This is a genomic window from Methylorubrum salsuginis (assembly GCF_900114375.1).
GTDB classification, from domain to species: domain Bacteria; phylum Pseudomonadota; class Alphaproteobacteria; order Rhizobiales; family Beijerinckiaceae; genus Methylobacterium; species Methylobacterium salsuginis.
In genome coordinates, this window is the sequence record NZ_FOSV01000010.1 from 152,561 (window position 1) to 169,546 (window position 16,986).

Sequence of the window (16,986 nt, forward strand, 5' to 3'; positions counted from 1 at the left end):
GGCGGGATTCTTCTGGGAGTGCCCGCCCCGGCTTCGCTGGAGCGAGAGGTCGCGCCGACCCGGCGGCACAGCATCGGGTCGGATCGGCCAAACTGACGGCACCGTGCAGCGCCGCCCAGTCCAGCCAGGGGCGGCTTCGCCCCCTCAGTAGTGTTCTTCGAAGCGCTTGGCGAGATCCTCGATGTTCTCCGGCGGCCAGCCGGGAACGTCCATGCCGAGGTGCAGGCCCATGCCGGCGAGCACTTCCTTGATCTCGTTGAGCGACTTGCGGCCGAAGTTCGGGGTGCGCAGCATCTCGCCCTCCGACTTCTGGATGAGGTCGCCGATATAGACGATGTTGTCGTTCTTCAGGCAGTTCGCCGAACGGACCGACAGCTCCAGCTCGTCGACCTTCTTGAGCAAAGCCGGGTTGAAGGGGAGCTGCGGCGCGAGCGGCGCGGCCTCTTCCTTGCGGGGCTCTTCGAAGTTCACGAACACCTGGAGCTGATCCTGGATGATGCGCGCGGCGTAGGCGAGCGCATCCTCCGGCGAGATCGCGCCGTTGGTCTCGACCGTCATGGTCAGCTTGTCCTTGTCGAGATCCTGGCCCTCACGGGTGGTCTCGACGCGGTAGCTGACCTTGGTCACCGGCGAGTAGAGCGCATCGACCGGGATCAGGCCGATCGGCGCGTCCTCGGGACGGTTGCGCTCGGCCGGGACGTAGCCCTTGCCGGTGGCGACGGTGAATTCCATGCGGATCTCGGCGCCGTCGTCCAGCGTGCAGATCACGAGGTCGGGGTTCAGAACCTGCACGTCGCCGGTCACGGCGATGTCGCCCGCGGTGACGAGGCCGGGGCCGGTCTTGCGCAGCGTCATGCGCTTGGGGGTGTCGGTCTGCGAGCGGAGCGCGATCGTCTTGATGTTGAGGACGATGTCGGTCACGTCCTCGCGCACGCCGGGGATCGAGGAGAACTCGTGCAGCACGCCGTCGATCTGGACGGAGGTGACGGCCGCGCCCTGGAGCGAGGAGAGCAGCACGCGGCGGAGCGAGTTGCCGAGCGTCGTGCCGAAGCCGCGCTCCAGCGGCTCGGCCACCACGGTGGCGACCCGCTTCGGATCGTCGCCGGCCGACACCTGGAGCTTGTTCGGCTTGATCAGCTCTTGCCAGTTCTTCTGAATGACCACGGTCCTACCTCTTGCCAAACCCGCGCCGCCGGCGTCCCGGAAGCGCTTCGGCCGGCCGGGCGCACCGCTGGGGCGCCCGGCCGGTCCCTGAAACGTCTAGCCCTCGCCGCCGACCCAGAGGACGGGGACGAAGCTGTAGCCCGAGCCTTCGCGGGCAACGTGCCCAAGGGCCGGGAATTCGAGATGCGAGCCGGCGATCAGGCTCTTCTCGGTGGCGACCTCGTCGAGGACGCGCTTGCGGGTCGCCCGCGCCTGCTCGCCATCGACGTCGAAGGCGACGCCGGCCTCGGGCTGCTTGAACTGGATCGCCGGCATGTGCACCACATCGGTCCACATGAAGAGCGACTTGTCCCCAGACACGATCCGCATGCCGCAATGGCCGGGGGTGTGGCCGGGGAGCGGAACGGCGGTGATGCCGGGCACCAGTTCGCCGCCTTCGTGCCGGCGAAGCCGCGCGCCGTAGGGCGCGACCGCCTTGCGGGCGTTCTCGAAATACGGCTTGGCCTCGTCGGGGGCGCGGGAGAACGCCGCGTCGGGAAGCCAATGGGCGGCCTCGTCGGCATGCACCACGAGCTCGGCATTCGGATAGGCCGCCGAGCCGTCCCGCTTCACCAACCCGCCCGCATGGTCGGGGTGGAGATGGGTCAGGAGCACCGTCTCGATCTCCTCCGGCTTCACGCCGGCCAGAGCGAGGGCGGCGGGCACCCGGCCCATGGTCTCGGGGCCGAAATGGCCGTAGCCCGAGTCGATCAGCACCGGCTTGCGGCCGGCGCCGGTGATCAGGAACGCGTTGAGCGTCACGACCGGAGCCTCGGGACGGAAGCCCGCGCGCTGAAGCGCGCCGGCCTCCTCGTGCGAGATGCCCGTGACGAGATCGAGCGAGCCCTGGAACCAGCCGTCGTTGAGCGCCGTGACCGTGAGGTCGCCGATGCTCCACCGCAGCACGCCGGGTAGGGGCTTGTTCGAACCGTCCGCCATGGGCTTCTCCGTTTCGTCGTGGCTCCGAACGATCAGACGCGGCGACGCTTGCGCGGGCGGCAGCCGTTGTGCGGGATCGAGGTCACGTCGCGGATCGAGGTGACGGTGAAGCCCGCCGCCTGGAGCGCGCGGAGCGCGGACTCACGGCCCGAACCGGGGCCCGACACCTCGACCTCGAGGGTGCGCATGCCGTGCTCGGAAGCCTTGCGGGCGGCGTCCTCGGCGGCGACCTGGGCGGCGTACGGGGTCGACTTCCGCGAGCCCTTGAAGCCCATGGCGCCGGCGGACGACCACGAGATCGTGTTGCCCTGGGCGTCGGTGATGGTGATCATCGTGTTGTTGAACGAGGCGGCGACGTGCGCCACGCCCGAGACGATGTTCTTGCGTTCGCGCCGGCGGACGCGGGTCGGTTCCTTGGCCATCTTTTTCTCGCTGGTCCTTCAATCACGCCCGTAACACCAGGCGCTCGGGATTCTTTTTGGGACTTGGGTGCGGCTGCTGTGCAGGGCTGTCCCGTTCAACCGGCGGCGTCGAGGGGCACCCGGCGCGACGGAAAGAAGGCCGAGCGAAGCACGGCCTTCCAATCGCAAAATTACTTCTTCTTGCCGGCGATCGGCTTCGCCTTGCCCTTGCGGGTGCGGGCGTTGGTGTGGGTGCGCTGGCCGCGGACCGGGAGCTGCTTGCGGTGACGCAGGCCGCGGTAGCAGCCGAGATCCATCAGGCGCTTGATGTTCATCGAGACTTCGCGGCGCAGATCGCCCTCGACGAGGTAATCGCGGTCGATGGTCTCGCGGATCTGGAGCACCTCGGCGTCGGTGAGCTGGTTCACACGGCGCTCGGCCGGAATGCCGACCTTCTCGGTGATCTCCTCGGCCTTCTTCGGGCCGATGCCGTGGATGTACTGAAGCGCGATGACGACGCGCTTGGCGGTCGGGATGTTGACGCCTGCGATACGGGCCAAGAGAATCTCTCCATGGGCGGGACAAAGGCCCGCCGCTCTGCGATGACGGTGCGCGTCCGGTGGAGGCCGGCCCCTGCGCACCCGCCCGAAACGACAAATCGGCCCGCCAGCGTCCTCGTCGAGGCGCTTTCGGACCACATCCCGTTTGGACGAAGGGGGCCCGCCTAGCGCAGGCGAGCCCCCTTGTCAACGATGCCGTAAGGATTTCGGGAAATCGGCGCGGTGCCCGTGCCTCCCCTCTTCCCGCGAGCGAGGAGAGCGAGAAACCCGCGGCAAGCCGGACTTACGAGACCGCCTTCTCGCGGAACCCATCGAGCAGGCTCACGACCTCGCGGGTGACCTGATCGATCGGCTGCATGCCGTCGATCTTCCGCAGCAGGCCGGTGCCGGCATAGTAGTCGGAGAGCGGGGCGGTCTGTTTCTTGTAGGCGTCCAGGCGGGTCTTGAAGACCTCCGGCGTGTCGTCCTTGCGCACGGGCTGGCCGCGGGCGGCGGTCTCCTCGGCCCGCTTGGCGATCCGGCCCACGAGGGCGTTCTCGTCCACCACGAACTCGACCACGGCATCGAGGGCGATGCCCTTCTCGGCCAGCATCGTGTCGAGCGCCTTGGCCTGCTCGACGGTGCGGGGGAAGCCGTCGAGGATGAAGCCGCGCTTGGCGTCGGCCTCCTCGACGCGGTCGGCGACGATCCCGACCACAACCGCGTCCGGCACGAGGCCGCCGCTCTCCATGATCGACTTGGCTTCCAGCCCCACCGGCGTGCCGGCGGCGACCGCGGCGCGCAGCATGTCGCCGGTCGAGAGCTGCGGGATTCCGTAGCGCTCGACGATACGCTCGGACTGGGTGCCTTTCCCCGCTCCCGGCGGTCCGAGCAGGATGATCCGCATAGCGTTTCCTCGTCATCAGGGCCCGGCGCCGGGCTCGTTCTTCACTGCGGGCGCCCCCTTCGCATGGGCGCCCCGGTCACATCGACGGTGATGCGAGAATTCGCCCGGCCCGTCCACCGAACCTTTGGGCGAGAGATGACGAATCAGCGACGCCGTGCACCGCCGGCCGAGGCGCCGCGCAGCTTCGCCTTCTTCACGATGCCCTCGTACTGGTGCGCCATCAGGTGCCCGTGGATCTGCGCCACCGTGTCCATGGTGACGGAGACGACGATGAGCAGCGAGGTGCCGCCGAAGCCGAGGGCCGCCGAGGTGTAGGAGGCGACGATCTCGGGCACGAGGCAGACGAAGGTGAGGTAGGCCGCACCGATCACGGTGATGCGGGTCAGCACCTTGTCGATGAAGGCGGCGGTGCGCTCACCGGGACGGATGCCCGGGATGAAGCCGCCCTGCTTCTTCAGGTTGTCGGCGGTCTCCTGCGGATTGAAGACGACGGCCGTGTAGAAGAACGTGAAGAAGATGATCATCGCGGCATAGGCCAGCATGTAGAGCGGCCGGCCGTGGCCGAGATAGGTCGTCAGCGTGCCGAGGATGCCGGTCGAGCCCTGGCTCGCCGAGAAGCTGGCGATCGTGGTCGGCAGCAGAAGCAGCGAGGAGGCGAAGATCGGCGGGATGACGCCCGAGGTGTTGAGCTTGAGCGGCAGGAACGAGGACTGGCCCTCGTACATGCGATTGCCGACCTGGCGCTTGGGGTAGTTGATCAGGAGCCGGCGCTGGGCGCGCTCCATGAAGACGATGAAGTAGACGAGCGCGACCGCCGCGACGCCGGCCCCGAGCAGCACGGCGGGGGAGAGCGCGCCGGTGCGGGTGAGTTCGAGGGCGCCGAAGATCGAGGCCGGGAGGTGGGCGACGATGCCGGCGAAGATGATCAGCGACGAACCGTTGCCGATGCCGCGGGCGGTGATCTGCTCGCCGATCCACATCAGGAACAGCGTGCCGCCGGTCAGCGTGACGACGGTGGAGAGGATGAAGAACGGGCCCGGGTTGATGACCGCGTTCGAGCCCTGCAGGCCGAAGGCGATGCCCCAGGACTGGACCAGCGCCAGCACCACGGTGAGGTAGCGGGTGTACTGGTTGATGACCTTGCGGCCGGACTCGCCCTCCTTCTTCAGCGCCTCCAGGCTCGGCACCACCGAGGTGAGGAGCTGAACGATGATCGAGGCCGAGATGTAGGGCATGATGTTGAGCGCGAAGACCGCCATGCGCTCGACGGCGCCGCCCGAGAACATGTTGAACAGGCCGAGCACGCCGCCCGCCTGGTTCTGGAAGTTGCGGGCGAACTGCTCCGGATCGATGCCGGGAATCGGGATGTAGGTGCCGAGCCGAAACACGATGAGCGCCCCCAGGGTGAACCAGATGCGCTTCTTGAGTTCGTCGGCCTTGGCAATGGCGCCGAAGTTCAGGTTGGCGGCGAGCTGCTCGGCGGCTGAGGCCATGTCACGTTTCCTGAGAATTGCCTCGGGACACCTCGAAGAGTCCCTGAAAGCGGAAGCGGCGGCCGCGTGCGAGCACGGGCCGCCGCTTCGGCGTTGGATTTAAGGGTCGGCTCAGGCCGACGCAACTGCGTCCTTCGGCGTGCCGCGATGGGCCGCGCCCGCCGCGAACGCCGTGGTGACCGAGCCGCCGGCCTTCTCGACGGCCTCGACGGCCGACTTGGAGGCGCGGGTGACTTCGAAGCTGAGCTTCGCGGTCAGTTCGCCGACGCCGAGCAGCTTCACGCCGTCGCGGGCGCGGGAGATGATCCCGGCCTTGATCAGCGCATCGACCGTCACGGTGGCGTTGGCGTCGAGCCGGCCCGCATCCACCGCCTGCTGGACGCGACCGAGGTTCACCTCGTTCAGGTCGTGGGCGTGGATGTTGTTGAAGCCGCGCTTCGGCAGGCGACGGTGGAGCGGCATCTGACCGCCCTCGAAGCCCTTGATGGACACGCCGGTGCGGGCCTTCTGACCCTTCACGCCGCGGCCGCCGGTCTTGCCCTTGCCGGAGCCGATGCCCCGGCCGACGCGCATCCGGTTCTTGGTCGCGCCTTCGTTGTCGCGGATTTCGTTGAGCTTCATGATCGAGCCCTCCTTACGCCGCGGCGTCGTCGAGGACGCGCACGAGGTGCGCGACCTTGCGGATCATGCCGCGAACCGAGGGAGTGTCCTCCAGCTCGGAAACGCGGTGCAGCTTGTTCAGCTTGAGGCCGATCAGCGTCGCGCGCTGGGAGGCCTCGCGACGGATCGGCGAACCGATCTGCTCGACGCGGACAGTTTTGCTAGCCATGCTGCCCTCCCCTTACGCCACGGCGGCTTCGGAGGTGTCGGCCGGATCCGCGTCGCGGCGACGCGACTGGAGGGCCGAGACCTTGAGACCGCGACGGGCCGCGACGGAGCGCGGGCTGTCCTCGTTCTTGAGCGCGTCGAAGGTGGCGCGCACGAGGTTGTAGGGGTTCGACGAGCCGAGGCTCTTGGCCACCACGTCCTGCATGCCGAGCGTCTCGAACACGGCGCGCATCGGGCCGCCGGCGATGATGCCGGTACCCTGCGGAGCCGCACGGAGAATCACCTTGCCGGCGCCGTGACGACCGTTGACGTCGTGGTGGAGGGTGCGGCCCTCGCGCAGCGACACGCGGATCAGACCACGCTTGGCGGCTTCCGTCGCCTTGCGGATCGCCTCCGGCACCTCACGGGCCTTGCCGTGGCCGAAGCCGACGCGGCCCTTCTGGTCGCCGACGACGACGAGCGCCGCGAAGCCGAAGCGACGGCCACCCTTCACCACTTTGGCGACGCGGTTGATGTGGACGAGCTTGTCCACGAACTCGCTGTCGCGCTCCTCGCGGTCGTCGCGGCGACGACCCTCGCGTTCACGTGCCATTCTGTTGTTCCTATGATCTCACTGACGCGGGTCTGACGACCCGCTCGCTCGATGGCTCCCCTCCCCTTTCGAGGGGGAGGGAAGACGCGTCCTCAGAAGTCCAGGCCACCCTCACGGGCGGCGTCGGCGAGAGCCTTGACGCGGCCGTGGAAGATGTAGCCCGAGCGGTCGAAGACGACCTTGGTGACGCCGGCGGCCTTGGCGCGCTCGGCGACGAGCTTGCCCACCGCCTCGGCCGCCGCCTTGTCGGCGCCGGTCTTGAGGCTGGCACGCAGATCCTTGTCGAGGCTCGACGCGGCAGCGAGCGTGCGGCCCGCGGCGTCGTCGATGACCTGGACGTAGATCTGCTTGGACGAGCGGAACACCGACAGCCGCGGACGGCCGTTGGCGGTAGCCTTGAGGGCCCGACGGACCCGCGCCTTGCGGCGCAGGAGGGCTTCGTTCTTGTTCGACATGAATCGCCCTCCTTACTTCTTCTTGCCTTCCTTGCGGAAGATGAACTCGCCAGCGTACTTGACGCCCTTGCCCTTGTAGGGCTCGGGGCCGCGATACTCGCGAATCTCCGCCGCAACCTGACCGACGCGCTGCCGGTCGATGCCCGACACCACGATCTCCGTGGGCTTGGGCGTCACGATGGTGATGCCGGCCGGGATCTCGTATTCGATGTCGTGGCTGTAGCCGAGCGACAGCTTGAGCGCCTTGCCGGCCATCGCCGCGCGGTAACCCACGCCGGTGATCTCCAGCTTCTTCTCGAAGCCCTTGGAGACGCCCTCGACGAGGTTGGCCACCTGGGCGCGCGAGGTGCCCCACAGGGAGCGCGCCTGCTTCGACTGGTCCTTGGGCTGCACCGAGACGGCGCCGTCCTTGAACTCGACGTTCACCTGGGGCGGGACGACGAACTGGAGTTCGCCCTTCGAGCCCTTCATCTTGACCGTCTGACCCGTGACCGTGGCGGTGACGCCGGCGGGGACGGGGACGGGCTTCTTGCCTACGCGAGACATGGAGCTGTCCTCCGGATCAGAACACTTTGCAGAGCACTTCACCGCCGACGTTGCGCTCGCGCGCCTCGTGGTCGGCCATGACGCCCTGCGGGGTGGAGATGATGGTGATGCCGAGGCCGTCGGCGACCCGCGGCAGCTCGCCCACCGACGAGTAGACGCGGCGGCCGGGCTTCGACACGCGCTTGATCTCCCGGATGACCGGGCGACCGTCATAGTACTTGAGCTCGATCGCGAACTCGGTGCGGCCGTTGCCGAGATCCGAGACGGCGTAGTCGCGGATGTAGCCTTCGGACTTCAGGACGTCGAGAACCGAGGCGCGCAGGCGCGAGCCGGGGGTCTGGACGACGTTGCGACGGCGCGACTGGCCGTTGCGGATGCGGGTGAGCATGTCACCCACGGGATCGTTCACCATGGATGCCTCCCCTTACCAGCTGGACTTCACGAGACCCGGGATCAGACCCCGGTTGCCGAGCTCCCGCAGGGCGACGCGCGAGACGCCGAGCTTGCGGTAGTAGGCGCGCGGGCGGCCGGTCATCTCGCAGCGGTTGCGGATGCGGGTGGCCGACGAGTTGCGCGGCAGCTCGGCGAGCTTGAGGCGCGCCTCGAAGCGCTCCTCCATCTCGCGGGACTCGTCGTTGGCGATGGCAAGGAGGGCCTTGCGCTTCTCGGCGAAGCGCTTGACCAGCTCCTTGCGGTGGTTGTTCTTCTCGACTGAGCTCTTCTTAGCCATGTCTTTCTCCAGTGTCCGCGTCTAAGCGGCGTTGCCGCCGCTTACTGCCGGAACGGGAACTTGAAGTGGGCGAGGAGCGCCTTGGCCTCTTCGTCCGTGGTGGCACTCGTCTGGACGATGATGTCCATGCCCCAGGTCTGCTCCGCCTTGTCGTAGGAGATCTCCGGGAACACGAGGTGCTCCTTGAGGCCCATGGCGTAGTTGCCACGGCCGTCGAAGGAACGCGGGTTCAGGCCGCGGAAGTCGCGCACGCGCGGCAGCGCGATCGTGACCAGGCGGTCCATGAACTCGTACATGCGGGCCTTGCGCAGGGTCACCTTGCAGCCGATCGGCATGCCCTCGCGGACCTTGAAGGTCGCGATCGCCTTGCGGGCGCGGGTGATGACCGGCTTCTGACCGGCGATCAGGGCGAGATCGCCCGCCGCCACGGTGGCCTTCTTCGAGTCGGCGGTGGACTCGCCGACGCCCATGTTGATGACGATCTTCTCGATCTGCGGCACCTGCATCGGGTTCTTGTACCCGAACTGCTCGATGAGCTTCTGGCGGACGACCTCGTCGTAATGCTTGCGCAGACGCGGGACGTAAGCGTTCTTGTCGGCCTCAGCCATCGATCTGATCCCCCGTCGTCTTGGCGAAGCGGACCTTGCGGCCGTCATCGAGGATGCGGAAACCCACGCGGGTCGGCTTGCCGTTGGCGTCCTGGACCGCGATGTTGGAGAGCTGGATGGCGGCCTCCTTCGAGATGATGCCGCCCTCTTGGTTCTGGGTCTGCTTCTGGTGCTTCTTGACGAGGTTGACCCCGCGAACGAAGGCCTTGCCCTCCTTCGGCAGCACCTGGATGACCTCGCCGGAACGACCCGAGTCGCGGCCGGTGAGGACGACGACCGTGTCGCCCTTCTTGATCTTGGCAGCCATCACAGCACCTCAGGAGCGAGCGAGATGATCTTCATGTGGTTGCGGGCGCGCAGCTCGCGCGGCACCGGTCCGAAGATACGGGTGCCGACCGGCTCCTTCTGATTGTTGATCAGAACGGCCGCGTTCTTGTCGAAGCGGATGACGGAGCCGTCGGCGCGCTTCACGTCCTTGGCGGTGCGCACGACGACCGCCTTCATGACGTCGCCCTTCTTCACGCGGCCGCGCGGGATCGCCTCCTTGACGGAGACGACGATGATGTCGCCGACGCCGGCATACTTGCGCTTGGAGCCGCCGAGCACCTTGATGCACATCACGCGGCGCGCACCCGAATTGTCGGCGACGTCCAGATTCGTCTGCATCTGGATCACGGGAGTGACCTTTCCTTGTTTCAGACGGGTTTCCGCACGCGGACGGTATTGCCCGGCGGACGACGCCTGATGGGGATCTGACGTCCCCGGATGTAACGAACCGCGCCACGGCGTCGTGAGACGCCGGCGCGGTCACCGCGTGTGCAAGGGTGAAAACACCCCGGCCGAATGTCGCGAAGACGGGCCGCTTACACCGGTCCGGCGGGAAGCGCAAGGCGTGGAGCGCTGCGATCTCACACTTCCGGCGGGCGCATCCTCGCCGGAATGTCGCGATGCGCATGCAGAACCTGCCAAACATCGCGGTGATCGCCCCGCTCGACGTAGAAGACCGGATACGGGGAGCTCTTCAGGAGGATGCTGCGCAGCCAGGGCCGGTCGAGTTCGTGCGCGTAGCGGGGCGAGCCCGCCGCCGGATGGTCGCCGATGAGGGTGAAGGCGGCTTCGAGCGAATCCACGAAGCCGACAGCGGTGACGGAGTTCGAATCGGCATGCCACGCCTCGGAGGGCGCGAAGAGTAGTTCCAGCGATATGCAATCAACGAACGAAAAAGGCGGGCGCCGCAGCACCCGCCTCTCACGATTCCAAAAACCCGACGAAGTCGATCAAGCCTCGACAGTGGCCTCGACGCCGGTGCCGGCGGCTTCCGCCGCGGCGGCCTGGTCCTCGACCAGCTTCCAGGTCTTGGTCTTGGAGTAGGGCCGCGACTCCTCAATGAACACCGTCTGGCCGATCTTGGCCACATTGGCCTCGTCGTGCGCATGGTAGTTCTTGGAGCGGCGAACCGTCTTCTTCATCACCGGATGGGTGAAGCGGCGCTCCACCTTCACGACGATGGTCTTATCGGTCTTGTCGCTGACGACGACGCCTTGCAGGACGCGCTTGGGCATGGCGGACTCCTCAGGCCTTGGCCGCGTCGAGCGTCTTCTGACGCTGCAGCGTGCGGACGCGGGCGATGTCGCGGCGGACCTCACGGACCCGGGCGACGTTTTCGAGCTGGCCCGTCGCGCCCTGGAAGCGCAGGTTGAACTGCTCCTTCTTCAGGTTGACGAGCTCGTCGGAAAGCTGATCCGCCGACAGAGCGCGCAGATCAGACAGTCTCTGATCGGACTTCATGATCTTTCTTCCTTCAGTCGGCGATGCGCTGGATCACGCGGGTGCGCACCGGCAGCTTGGCCGCGCCGAGACGCAGGGCCTCGCGGGCGATGTCCTCGGCGACGCCGTCGACCTCGAACATGATGCGGCCCGGGTGGACGCGCGCCGCCCAGTATTCGGGGGCGCCCTTACCGGAGCCCATGCGGACCTCGGTGGGCTTGGCGGTGACGGGCAGATCCGGGAAAACCCGGATCCACACGCGGCCCTGACGCTTCATCTCGCGGGTGATCGCGCGGCGGGCCGCCTCGATCTGCCGGGCGGTGATGCGCTCGGGCTCAAGGCACTTGAGACCGAACTGGCCGAAGTTCAGCTCGAAGCCGCCCTTGGCCGCGCCATGGATGCGCCCCTTGAACTGCTTACGGAACTTGGTCTTCTTGGGTTGCAGCATGGCAGCCTCTCAAATCCTCCGGTGGCCGGGTCACGCGTTGGCGTGATCGCGGCGGCCACGGCCCCCGCGGTCGTCGCCGTCACGCTCGCGGCGCCCGCCGGAACGGCCGCCCTCTTCCTGGGCCTTCTTGTCCTGAGCCATGGGATCGTGCTCGAGGATCTCGCCCTTGAACACCCACACCTTGATGCCGCAGGTGCCATAGGTCGTGAAGGCCGTGGCGGTGCCGTAGTCAACGTCCGCACGCAGGGTGTGCAGCGGGACGCGGCCCTCGCGGTACCACTCGGTGCGGGCGATCTCGGCGCCGCCGAGACGGCCGGCGCAGTTGATGCGGATGCCCTCGGCGCCGAGACGCATCGCCGACTGCACGGCGCGCTTCATGGCGCGACGGAAGGCGACGCGGCGCTCGAGCTGCTGCGCGATGGATTCGGCGACCAGCGTCGCGTCCACCTCGGGCTTGCGCACCTCGACGATGTTGATCGTCACGTCAGCCTTGGTCATCGTGCCGACGAGCTTGCGCAGCTTCTCGATGTCCGCGCCCTTCTTGCCGATCACCACGCCCGGACGACCCGAGTGGATGGTGACGCGGCACTTCCGGTGCGGGCGCTCGATGACGATCTTAGAGACGGCGGCCTGCTTGAGCTGCTTCATGAGGGCGGCGCGGATCGCCACGTCCTCGTGCATCAGCTTGGCGTACTCGCCCTTCTCGGCGAACCAGCGGGAATCCCAGGTCCGGTTGATGCCGAGACGCAGGCCGATCGGATTGATCTTCTGACCCATGGTCTACTCCTCAGGCCGCTTCAGCGCGCACTTCGCGAACCACGATGGTGAGGTTCGAGAAGGGCTTCAGGATGCGCGCGCCGCGACCGCGAGCACGGGCGTGGAAGCGCTTGAGCACCAGCGCCTTGCCGACGAAGGCCTGGGACACGACGAGATCGTCCACGTCCAGGTCGTGGTTGTTCTCGGCGTTGGCGATCGCGCTTTCCAGGCACTTCTTCACATCGCGAGCGATGCGCTTGCGGGAGAATTCGAGGTCGGCCAGCGCCGACTCGACCTTCTTGCCGCGGATCAGCGCCGCCACGAGGTTGAGCTTCTGGGGCGACACGCGGAGCATCCGCGCGACGGCCTTCGCCTCGTTCTCGGGGAGCGCGCGGGGGGTGGCAGCTTTGCCCATCTCAGCGCCTCTTCGCCTTCTTGTCGGCCGCGTGACCGGGGAAGGTACGGGTCGGCGAGAACTCGCCGAACTTGTGACCGACCATCTCCTCGGTGACGTAGACCGGGATATGCTTGTGTCCGTTGTGCACCCCGAAGGTGATGCCGACGAACTGCGGGAGGATCGTGGAGCGACGGCTCCAGATCTTGACGACCTCGTTGCGGCTTCCGCCGCGCGCGGCGTCGGCCTTCTTGAGGAGGTAGCCGTCGACGAACGGCCCTTTCCAGAGGGAACGTGCCATGGCGGTTACTTCTTGCGGTTATGGCGGCTGGACAGGATGAAGGTGTCGGTCCGCTTGTTGGACCGGGTCTTCTTCCCCTTGGTGGGCACGCCCCAGGGCGTGACCGGGTTCCGGCCGCCCGAGGTGCGACCCTCGCCGCCGCCGTGCGGGTGGTCGACCGGGTTCATCGCGACGCCGCGGTTGTGCGGGCGCTTGCCGAGCCAGCGGTTACGGCCGGCCTTGCCGAGCGAGATGTTCATGTGGTCCGGATTCGACACCGCCCCCACGCTCGCGAAGCACTGGCCGTGCACGAGGCGCTGCTCGCCCGAGTTCAGGCGCAGCGTCACGTAGCCCTGGTCGCGACCGACGATCTGGGCGTAGTTGCCCGCCGAGCGGGCGATGGCGCCGCCCTTGCCGATCTTCAGCTCGACATTGTGGACGATGGTGCCCACCGGCATCGAGCCGATCGGGCCGGCATTGCCCGGCTTGATGTCGACGCTCTCGCCGGCCACCACCTTGTCGCCCGGGGAGAGGCGCTGCGGAGCCAGGATGTAGCTCTGCTTGCCGTCCGGGAAGGTGATGAGCGCGATGAAGGCGGTGCGGTTCGGATCGTACTCGATCCGCTCGACCGTCGCGGTCACGTTGAGGTCCTCGCGACGCTTGAAATCGACGTTGCGCAGGACCCGCTTGTGGCCACCGCCGCGGAAGCGGACGGTGATGCGACCCAGGTTGTTGCGGCCGCCCGAGGAGCTCTTGCCCTCGGTCAGCGCCTTGACCGGCTTGCCCTTGTAGAGCTCACGGCGGTCGACGAGCACGAGCTGGCGCAGGCTCGGCGTGACCGGTTTGAATGTCTTCAAGGCCATCGGCTTGATCCTAACGCTTCTCGTCTCAGAGGCCGGTCGTGACGTCGATGGTGTCGCCCTCGGCGAGGGTCACGATCGCCTTTTTCACGTCCGAACGCTGTCCGCGCTGTCCGCGGAAGAACTTCTTCTTGCCCTTGGTCGTGAGCGTGTTCACGCCCGTGACCTTGACATCGAACAGACGCTCGACCGCTTCCTTGATCTGCGGCTTGGTGGCCTTCGGGGCGACCCGGAAGACGACCTTGTTCTGTTCGGTGAGGTTGGTCGCCTTCTCGGTGATGACCGGGGAGACGATCACGTCGTAATGGCGCGGATCGGCACTCATTTGAAGCGCTCCTCCAGAGCGTCGACGGCCGCGCGCGTCAGGACGAGCGTGTCGCGGCGCAGGATGTCGTAGACGTTGATGCCCTGGACCGGCAGCACGTCGATCTTGGGCACGGCGCGGGCGGCGCGGCCGAAGTTCTCGTCGACCTCCGGACCGCCGATGATCAGCGCGCTCGACCAGCCGAGCTTGCCCAGACGCTCGACCATCGCCTTGGTCTTATGGTTCTCGACCTTGAGGTCGTCCACGACGATCAGGGTCGAGGTCTTGGCCTTCGACGACAGGGCGTGCTTGAGGGCCAGCGCCCGAACCTTCTTGGGAAGGTCGTGGGCGTGGTCGCGCACCACCGGACCGAAGGCCCGGCCGCCGCCGCGGAACTGCGGAGCGGACGCCGCGCCGTGACGGGCGTTACCGGTGCCCTTCTGCTTGTACAGCTTCTTCGAGGTGCGATCGACATCCGAGCGGTTCTTGACCGCATGGGTGCCGGCGCGACGCTTGGCGAGCTGGTAGCGGACCATCCGGTGCAGGATGTCGGCGCGCGGCTCGAGGCCGAAGATCGCCTCGTTCAGCTCGACCGAGCCGGCGGAGCCGCCGTCGAGCGTGGTGACATCGAGTTTCATCACGCGTTCTCCTCGGTTGCCGGAGCCTCGGGAGCCGCCTCGGTCTGCGAGGAGCCGTTGGCCGAACCGTTCTCACGGAACTTGCCCGGCAGCGGCACCTCGGCGGGCAGCTTGCGCTTGACCGCGTCGCGAACCTGGATCCAGCCGCCGGCGACGCCGGGGACGGCGCCCTCGACGAGGATCAGGCCGCGCTCCGGATCGGTGCGCACGACCTTGAGGTTCTGCGTGGTGACACGCTCGACGCCCATATGGCCCGGCATCTTCTTGTTCTTGAAGGTCTTGCCCGGATCCTGACGACCACCGGTCGAACCGATCGAGCGGTGGGAGATCGACACGCCGTGGGTGGCGCGCAGACCGCCGAAGTTCCAGCGCTTCATACCGCCGGCGAAACCCTTACCCGTGGTGGTGCCCGTCACGTCGACGAACTGACCCGGGATGAAGTGGTCGGCGGTGATCTCGGCACCCACCGGGATCAGCGCGTCCTCGGACACGCGGAACTCGGCGAGCTTCTTCTTCGGCTCGACCTTGGCGACCGCGAAGCGGCCACGCTCGGCCTGCGACACGTTCTTCACCTTGGCCTTGCCGACGCCGACCTGGAGGGCGACGTAGCCGTCCTTGTCGTTGGTGCGGTGTGCCACGACTTGGCACTGATCGATCTGGAGCACGGTCACGGGCACGTGTTCACCGGCCTCGGTGAAGACACGGGTCATGCCGACCTTCCGTGCGATGACGCCTGAGCGCATAGGTCACTCTCCTCGCGCGATGAAACGGTAAGCTCTAAGCCCCGGATGGGCTCAGAGCTTGATCTCCACGTCCACGCCAGCGGCGAGGTCGAGCTTCATCAGCGCGTCCACGGTCTGCGGCGTCGGGTCGACGATATCGAGCACCCGCTTGTGCGTGCGCATCTCGAACTGCTCGCGCGACTTCTTGTCGATGTGCGGCGAGCGGTTGACCGTGAACTTCTCGATGTGGGTCGGCAGCGGGATCGGGCCCCGAATCTGCGCCCCGGTGCGACGCGCCGTGGAGACGATCTCCTTGGTCGACGCGTCGAGGATGCGATGATCGAACGCCTTGAGGCGAATGCGGATGTTCTGACCGTTCATGACCTGACCTCGGCGGAAACGTGGAGGAGCGGGCGCGAGGGCCCGCCCCTCTTACGTCCCCTGTCGATGATGCCTGGGTGGCTGTTATTCGTTGATGGCGGCGACGACGCCGGCGCCGACGGTGCGGCCGCCCTCGCGGATGGCGAAGCGCAGCTTCTCTTCCATGGCCACCGGCACGATCAGCGCCACGTCCATCGTCACGTTGTCGCCCGGCATCACCATCTCGGTGCCCTCCGGCAGCGTGCAGATGCCGGTCACGTCCGTGGTGCGGAAGTAGAATTGCGGGCGGTAGTTGGTGAAGAACGGCGTGTGGCGACCGCCCTCCTCCTTCGTCAGGATGTAGGCCTCGGCCTTGAACTTCGAGTGCGGCTTCACCGAACCCGGCTTGCACACGACCTGGCCGCGCTCCACGTCCTCGCGCTTGGTGCCGCGCAGCAGCACGCCGACGTTGTCGCCCGCCTGGCCCTGGTCGAGCAGCTTGCGGAACATCTCGACGCCCGTCACCGTCGTCGTGGTCGTGGCGCGGATGCCGACGATCTCCACCGACTCGCCGACCTTGACGATGCCGCGCTCGACGCGACCCGTCACCACCGTGCCGCGGCCCGAGATCGAGAACACGTCCTCGATCGGCATCAGGAACGGCATGTCGATCGGACGCTCCGGCTGCGGGATGTAGGCGTCCACCGTCTCCATCAGCTTCAGCACGGCGTCGCGGCCGATCTTCGGCTCCTTGTCCTCGAGCGCCATCAGGGCCGAGCCCTTGGTGATCGGGATGTCGTCGCCGGGGAAGTCGTACTTCGAGAGGAGCTCGCGCACCTCCAGCTCGACGAGCTCCAGGAGCTCCTCGTCATCGACCATGTCGACCTTGTTGAGGAACACGACCAGCGCCGGCACGCCGACCTGACGGGCCAGCAGGATGTGCTCGCGGGTCTGCGGCATCGGGCCGTCGGCCGCCGACACCACCAGGATCGCGCCGTCCATCTGCGCCGCGCCCGTGATCATGTTCTTCACGTAGTCGGCGTGGCCGGGGCAGTCGACGTGGGCGTAGTGGCGGTTGTTGGTCTCGTACTCGACGTGGGCGGTCGAGATCGTGATGCCGCGCGCCTTCTCCTCGGGGGCCTTGTCGATCTGGTCGTAGGCCGTGAAGGTCGCCCCACCCGACTCCGCCAGCACCTTCGTGATCGCCGCCGTCAGA

29 protein-coding genes are annotated in these 16,986 nt (G+C 67.2%); all 29 read right to left on the minus strand.

From position 1 onward, the window contains the following. Positions 1-144 precede the first annotated feature (144 nt). Entirely contained in the window at positions 145-1,182 is a 1,038-nt protein-coding gene (locus BM140_RS13750) for a DNA-directed RNA polymerase subunit alpha (RefSeq protein ID WP_171015565.1), read from the minus strand. A gap of 78 nt (positions 1,183-1,260) precedes the next feature. Continuing rightward, positions 1,261-2,142, minus strand: a complete 882-nt coding sequence (locus BM140_RS13755) for an MBL fold metallo-hydrolase (RefSeq protein ID WP_091947063.1) — start codon at positions 2,140-2,142, stop codon at positions 1,261-1,263. A gap of 32 nt (positions 2,143-2,174) precedes the next feature. Then, entirely contained in the window at positions 2,175-2,564 is a 390-nt protein-coding gene (rpsK, locus tag BM140_RS13760) for a 30S ribosomal protein S11 (RefSeq protein WP_003597118.1), read from the minus strand. Between the two features lie 170 nt (positions 2,565-2,734). Continuing rightward, the gene (gene rpsM, locus BM140_RS13765) at positions 2,735-3,103 is read right to left on the minus strand and encodes a 30S ribosomal protein S13 (protein ID WP_012454040.1); all 369 of its coding nucleotides are present in this window, start codon (positions 3,101-3,103) and stop codon (positions 2,735-2,737) included. 283 nt (positions 3,104-3,386) lie between these two features. Then, entirely contained in the window at positions 3,387-3,989 is a 603-nt protein-coding gene (locus BM140_RS13770) for an adenylate kinase (RefSeq protein ID WP_091947067.1), read from the minus strand. A 143-nt stretch (positions 3,990-4,132) separates the two neighbouring features. Continuing rightward, complete coding sequence (gene secY / locus BM140_RS13775) at positions 4,133-5,482, minus strand: preprotein translocase subunit SecY (protein WP_091947070.1); 1,350 nt, start codon at positions 5,480-5,482, stop codon at positions 4,133-4,135. 111 nt (positions 5,483-5,593) lie between these two features. Then, entirely contained in the window at positions 5,594-6,103 is a 510-nt protein-coding gene (rplO, locus tag BM140_RS13780; protein WP_091947072.1) for a 50S ribosomal protein L15, read from the minus strand. Positions 6,104-6,116: 13 nt separating this feature from the next. Then, the gene (gene rpmD / locus BM140_RS13785) at positions 6,117-6,311 is read right to left on the minus strand and encodes a 50S ribosomal protein L30 (RefSeq protein ID WP_091947076.1); all 195 of its coding nucleotides are present in this window, start codon (positions 6,309-6,311) and stop codon (positions 6,117-6,119) included. A 12-nt stretch (positions 6,312-6,323) separates the two neighbouring features. After that, the gene (gene rpsE, locus BM140_RS13790; protein ID WP_091947078.1) at positions 6,324-6,902 is read right to left on the minus strand and encodes a 30S ribosomal protein S5; all 579 of its coding nucleotides are present in this window, start codon (positions 6,900-6,902) and stop codon (positions 6,324-6,326) included. Positions 6,903-6,994: 92 nt separating this feature from the next. Then, positions 6,995-7,357 (minus strand): 50S ribosomal protein L18, encoded by a 363-nt coding sequence (gene rplR / locus BM140_RS13795; protein ID WP_091947080.1) that lies wholly within the window; start codon positions 7,355-7,357, stop codon positions 6,995-6,997. A gap of 12 nt (positions 7,358-7,369) precedes the next feature. Further along, the gene (gene rplF, locus BM140_RS13800) at positions 7,370-7,903 is read right to left on the minus strand and encodes a 50S ribosomal protein L6 (RefSeq protein WP_091947083.1); all 534 of its coding nucleotides are present in this window, start codon (positions 7,901-7,903) and stop codon (positions 7,370-7,372) included. 16 nt (positions 7,904-7,919) lie between these two features. Continuing rightward, positions 7,920-8,315: a 30S ribosomal protein S8 gene (gene rpsH, locus BM140_RS13805; protein WP_091947086.1), complete on the minus strand. Its 396-nt coding sequence runs from the start codon at positions 8,313-8,315 to the stop codon at positions 7,920-7,922. Positions 8,316-8,327: 12 nt separating this feature from the next. Then, entirely contained in the window at positions 8,328-8,633 is a 306-nt protein-coding gene (gene rpsN / locus BM140_RS13810; protein WP_091947089.1) for a 30S ribosomal protein S14, read from the minus strand. Positions 8,634-8,674: 41 nt separating this feature from the next. Further along, complete coding sequence (rplE, locus tag BM140_RS13815) at positions 8,675-9,241, minus strand: 50S ribosomal protein L5 (RefSeq protein WP_091947092.1); 567 nt, start codon at positions 9,239-9,241, stop codon at positions 8,675-8,677. Further along, on the minus strand, positions 9,234-9,548 hold the full coding sequence (rplX, locus tag BM140_RS13820) for a 50S ribosomal protein L24 (protein WP_091947095.1): 315 nt from the start codon (positions 9,546-9,548) through the stop codon (positions 9,234-9,236). Before rplX ends, rplE begins: the two co-directional genes overlap by 8 nt. Further along, the gene (gene rplN, locus BM140_RS13825) at positions 9,548-9,916 is read right to left on the minus strand and encodes a 50S ribosomal protein L14 (RefSeq protein ID WP_012253654.1); all 369 of its coding nucleotides are present in this window, start codon (positions 9,914-9,916) and stop codon (positions 9,548-9,550) included. Before rplN ends, rplX begins: the two co-directional genes overlap by 1 nt. A 233-nt stretch (positions 9,917-10,149) precedes the next feature. Next, a complete protein-coding gene (locus BM140_RS13830) occupies positions 10,150-10,482 on the minus strand; it encodes a type II toxin-antitoxin system RelE/ParE family toxin (RefSeq protein ID WP_244535428.1) in 333 nt (110 codons plus the stop codon). 36 nt (positions 10,483-10,518) lie between these two features. Further along, entirely contained in the window at positions 10,519-10,803 is a 285-nt protein-coding gene (gene rpsQ, locus BM140_RS13835) for a 30S ribosomal protein S17 (RefSeq protein ID WP_091947098.1), read from the minus strand. Positions 10,804-10,813: 10 nt separating this feature from the next. After that, positions 10,814-11,029 carry a 50S ribosomal protein L29 gene (gene rpmC / locus BM140_RS13840; protein ID WP_091947101.1) on the minus strand — a complete coding sequence of 72 codons (216 nt, stop codon included), beginning with the start codon at positions 11,027-11,029 and terminating at the stop codon, positions 10,814-10,816. 13 nt (positions 11,030-11,042) lie between these two features. Continuing rightward, entirely contained in the window at positions 11,043-11,456 is a 414-nt protein-coding gene (gene rplP, locus BM140_RS13845) for a 50S ribosomal protein L16 (RefSeq protein ID WP_017485512.1), read from the minus strand. A 30-nt stretch (positions 11,457-11,486) separates the two neighbouring features. Further along, on the minus strand, positions 11,487-12,233 hold the full coding sequence (rpsC, locus tag BM140_RS13850) for a 30S ribosomal protein S3 (RefSeq protein ID WP_017485511.1): 747 nt from the start codon (positions 12,231-12,233) through the stop codon (positions 11,487-11,489). 10 nt (positions 12,234-12,243) lie between these two features. Further along, positions 12,244-12,627 (minus strand): 50S ribosomal protein L22, encoded by a 384-nt coding sequence (gene rplV / locus BM140_RS13855; protein ID WP_056247407.1) that lies wholly within the window; start codon positions 12,625-12,627, stop codon positions 12,244-12,246. Position 12,628: 1 nt separating this feature from the next. Further along, positions 12,629-12,907 (minus strand): 30S ribosomal protein S19, encoded by a 279-nt coding sequence (gene rpsS / locus BM140_RS13860; RefSeq protein ID WP_003597098.1) that lies wholly within the window; start codon positions 12,905-12,907, stop codon positions 12,629-12,631. A 5-nt stretch (positions 12,908-12,912) separates the two neighbouring features. Beyond that, complete coding sequence (gene rplB, locus BM140_RS13865; protein ID WP_091947104.1) at positions 12,913-13,749, minus strand: 50S ribosomal protein L2; 837 nt, start codon at positions 13,747-13,749, stop codon at positions 12,913-12,915. Between the two features lie 25 nt (positions 13,750-13,774). Further along, positions 13,775-14,071, minus strand: coding sequence for a 50S ribosomal protein L23 (locus tag BM140_RS13870; RefSeq protein ID WP_091947107.1), 297 nt, complete (start codon positions 14,069-14,071; stop codon positions 13,775-13,777). Further along, positions 14,068-14,688, minus strand: coding sequence for a 50S ribosomal protein L4 (gene rplD / locus BM140_RS13875; RefSeq protein WP_091947110.1), 621 nt, complete (start codon positions 14,686-14,688; stop codon positions 14,068-14,070). Before rplD ends, BM140_RS13870 begins: the two co-directional genes overlap by 4 nt. Then, positions 14,688-15,431, minus strand: coding sequence for a 50S ribosomal protein L3 (rplC, locus tag BM140_RS13880; protein WP_091947113.1), 744 nt, complete (start codon positions 15,429-15,431; stop codon positions 14,688-14,690). Before rplC ends, rplD begins: the two co-directional genes overlap by 1 nt. Positions 15,432-15,482: 51 nt before the next feature. Further along, on the minus strand, positions 15,483-15,791 hold the full coding sequence (gene rpsJ, locus BM140_RS13885; protein WP_003597088.1) for a 30S ribosomal protein S10: 309 nt from the start codon (positions 15,789-15,791) through the stop codon (positions 15,483-15,485). 84 nt (positions 15,792-15,875) lie between these two features. Beyond that, the coding region (tuf, locus tag BM140_RS13890) for an elongation factor Tu (protein ID WP_091947117.1) at positions 15,876-16,986 on the minus strand (1,111 nt) is incomplete at its 5' end.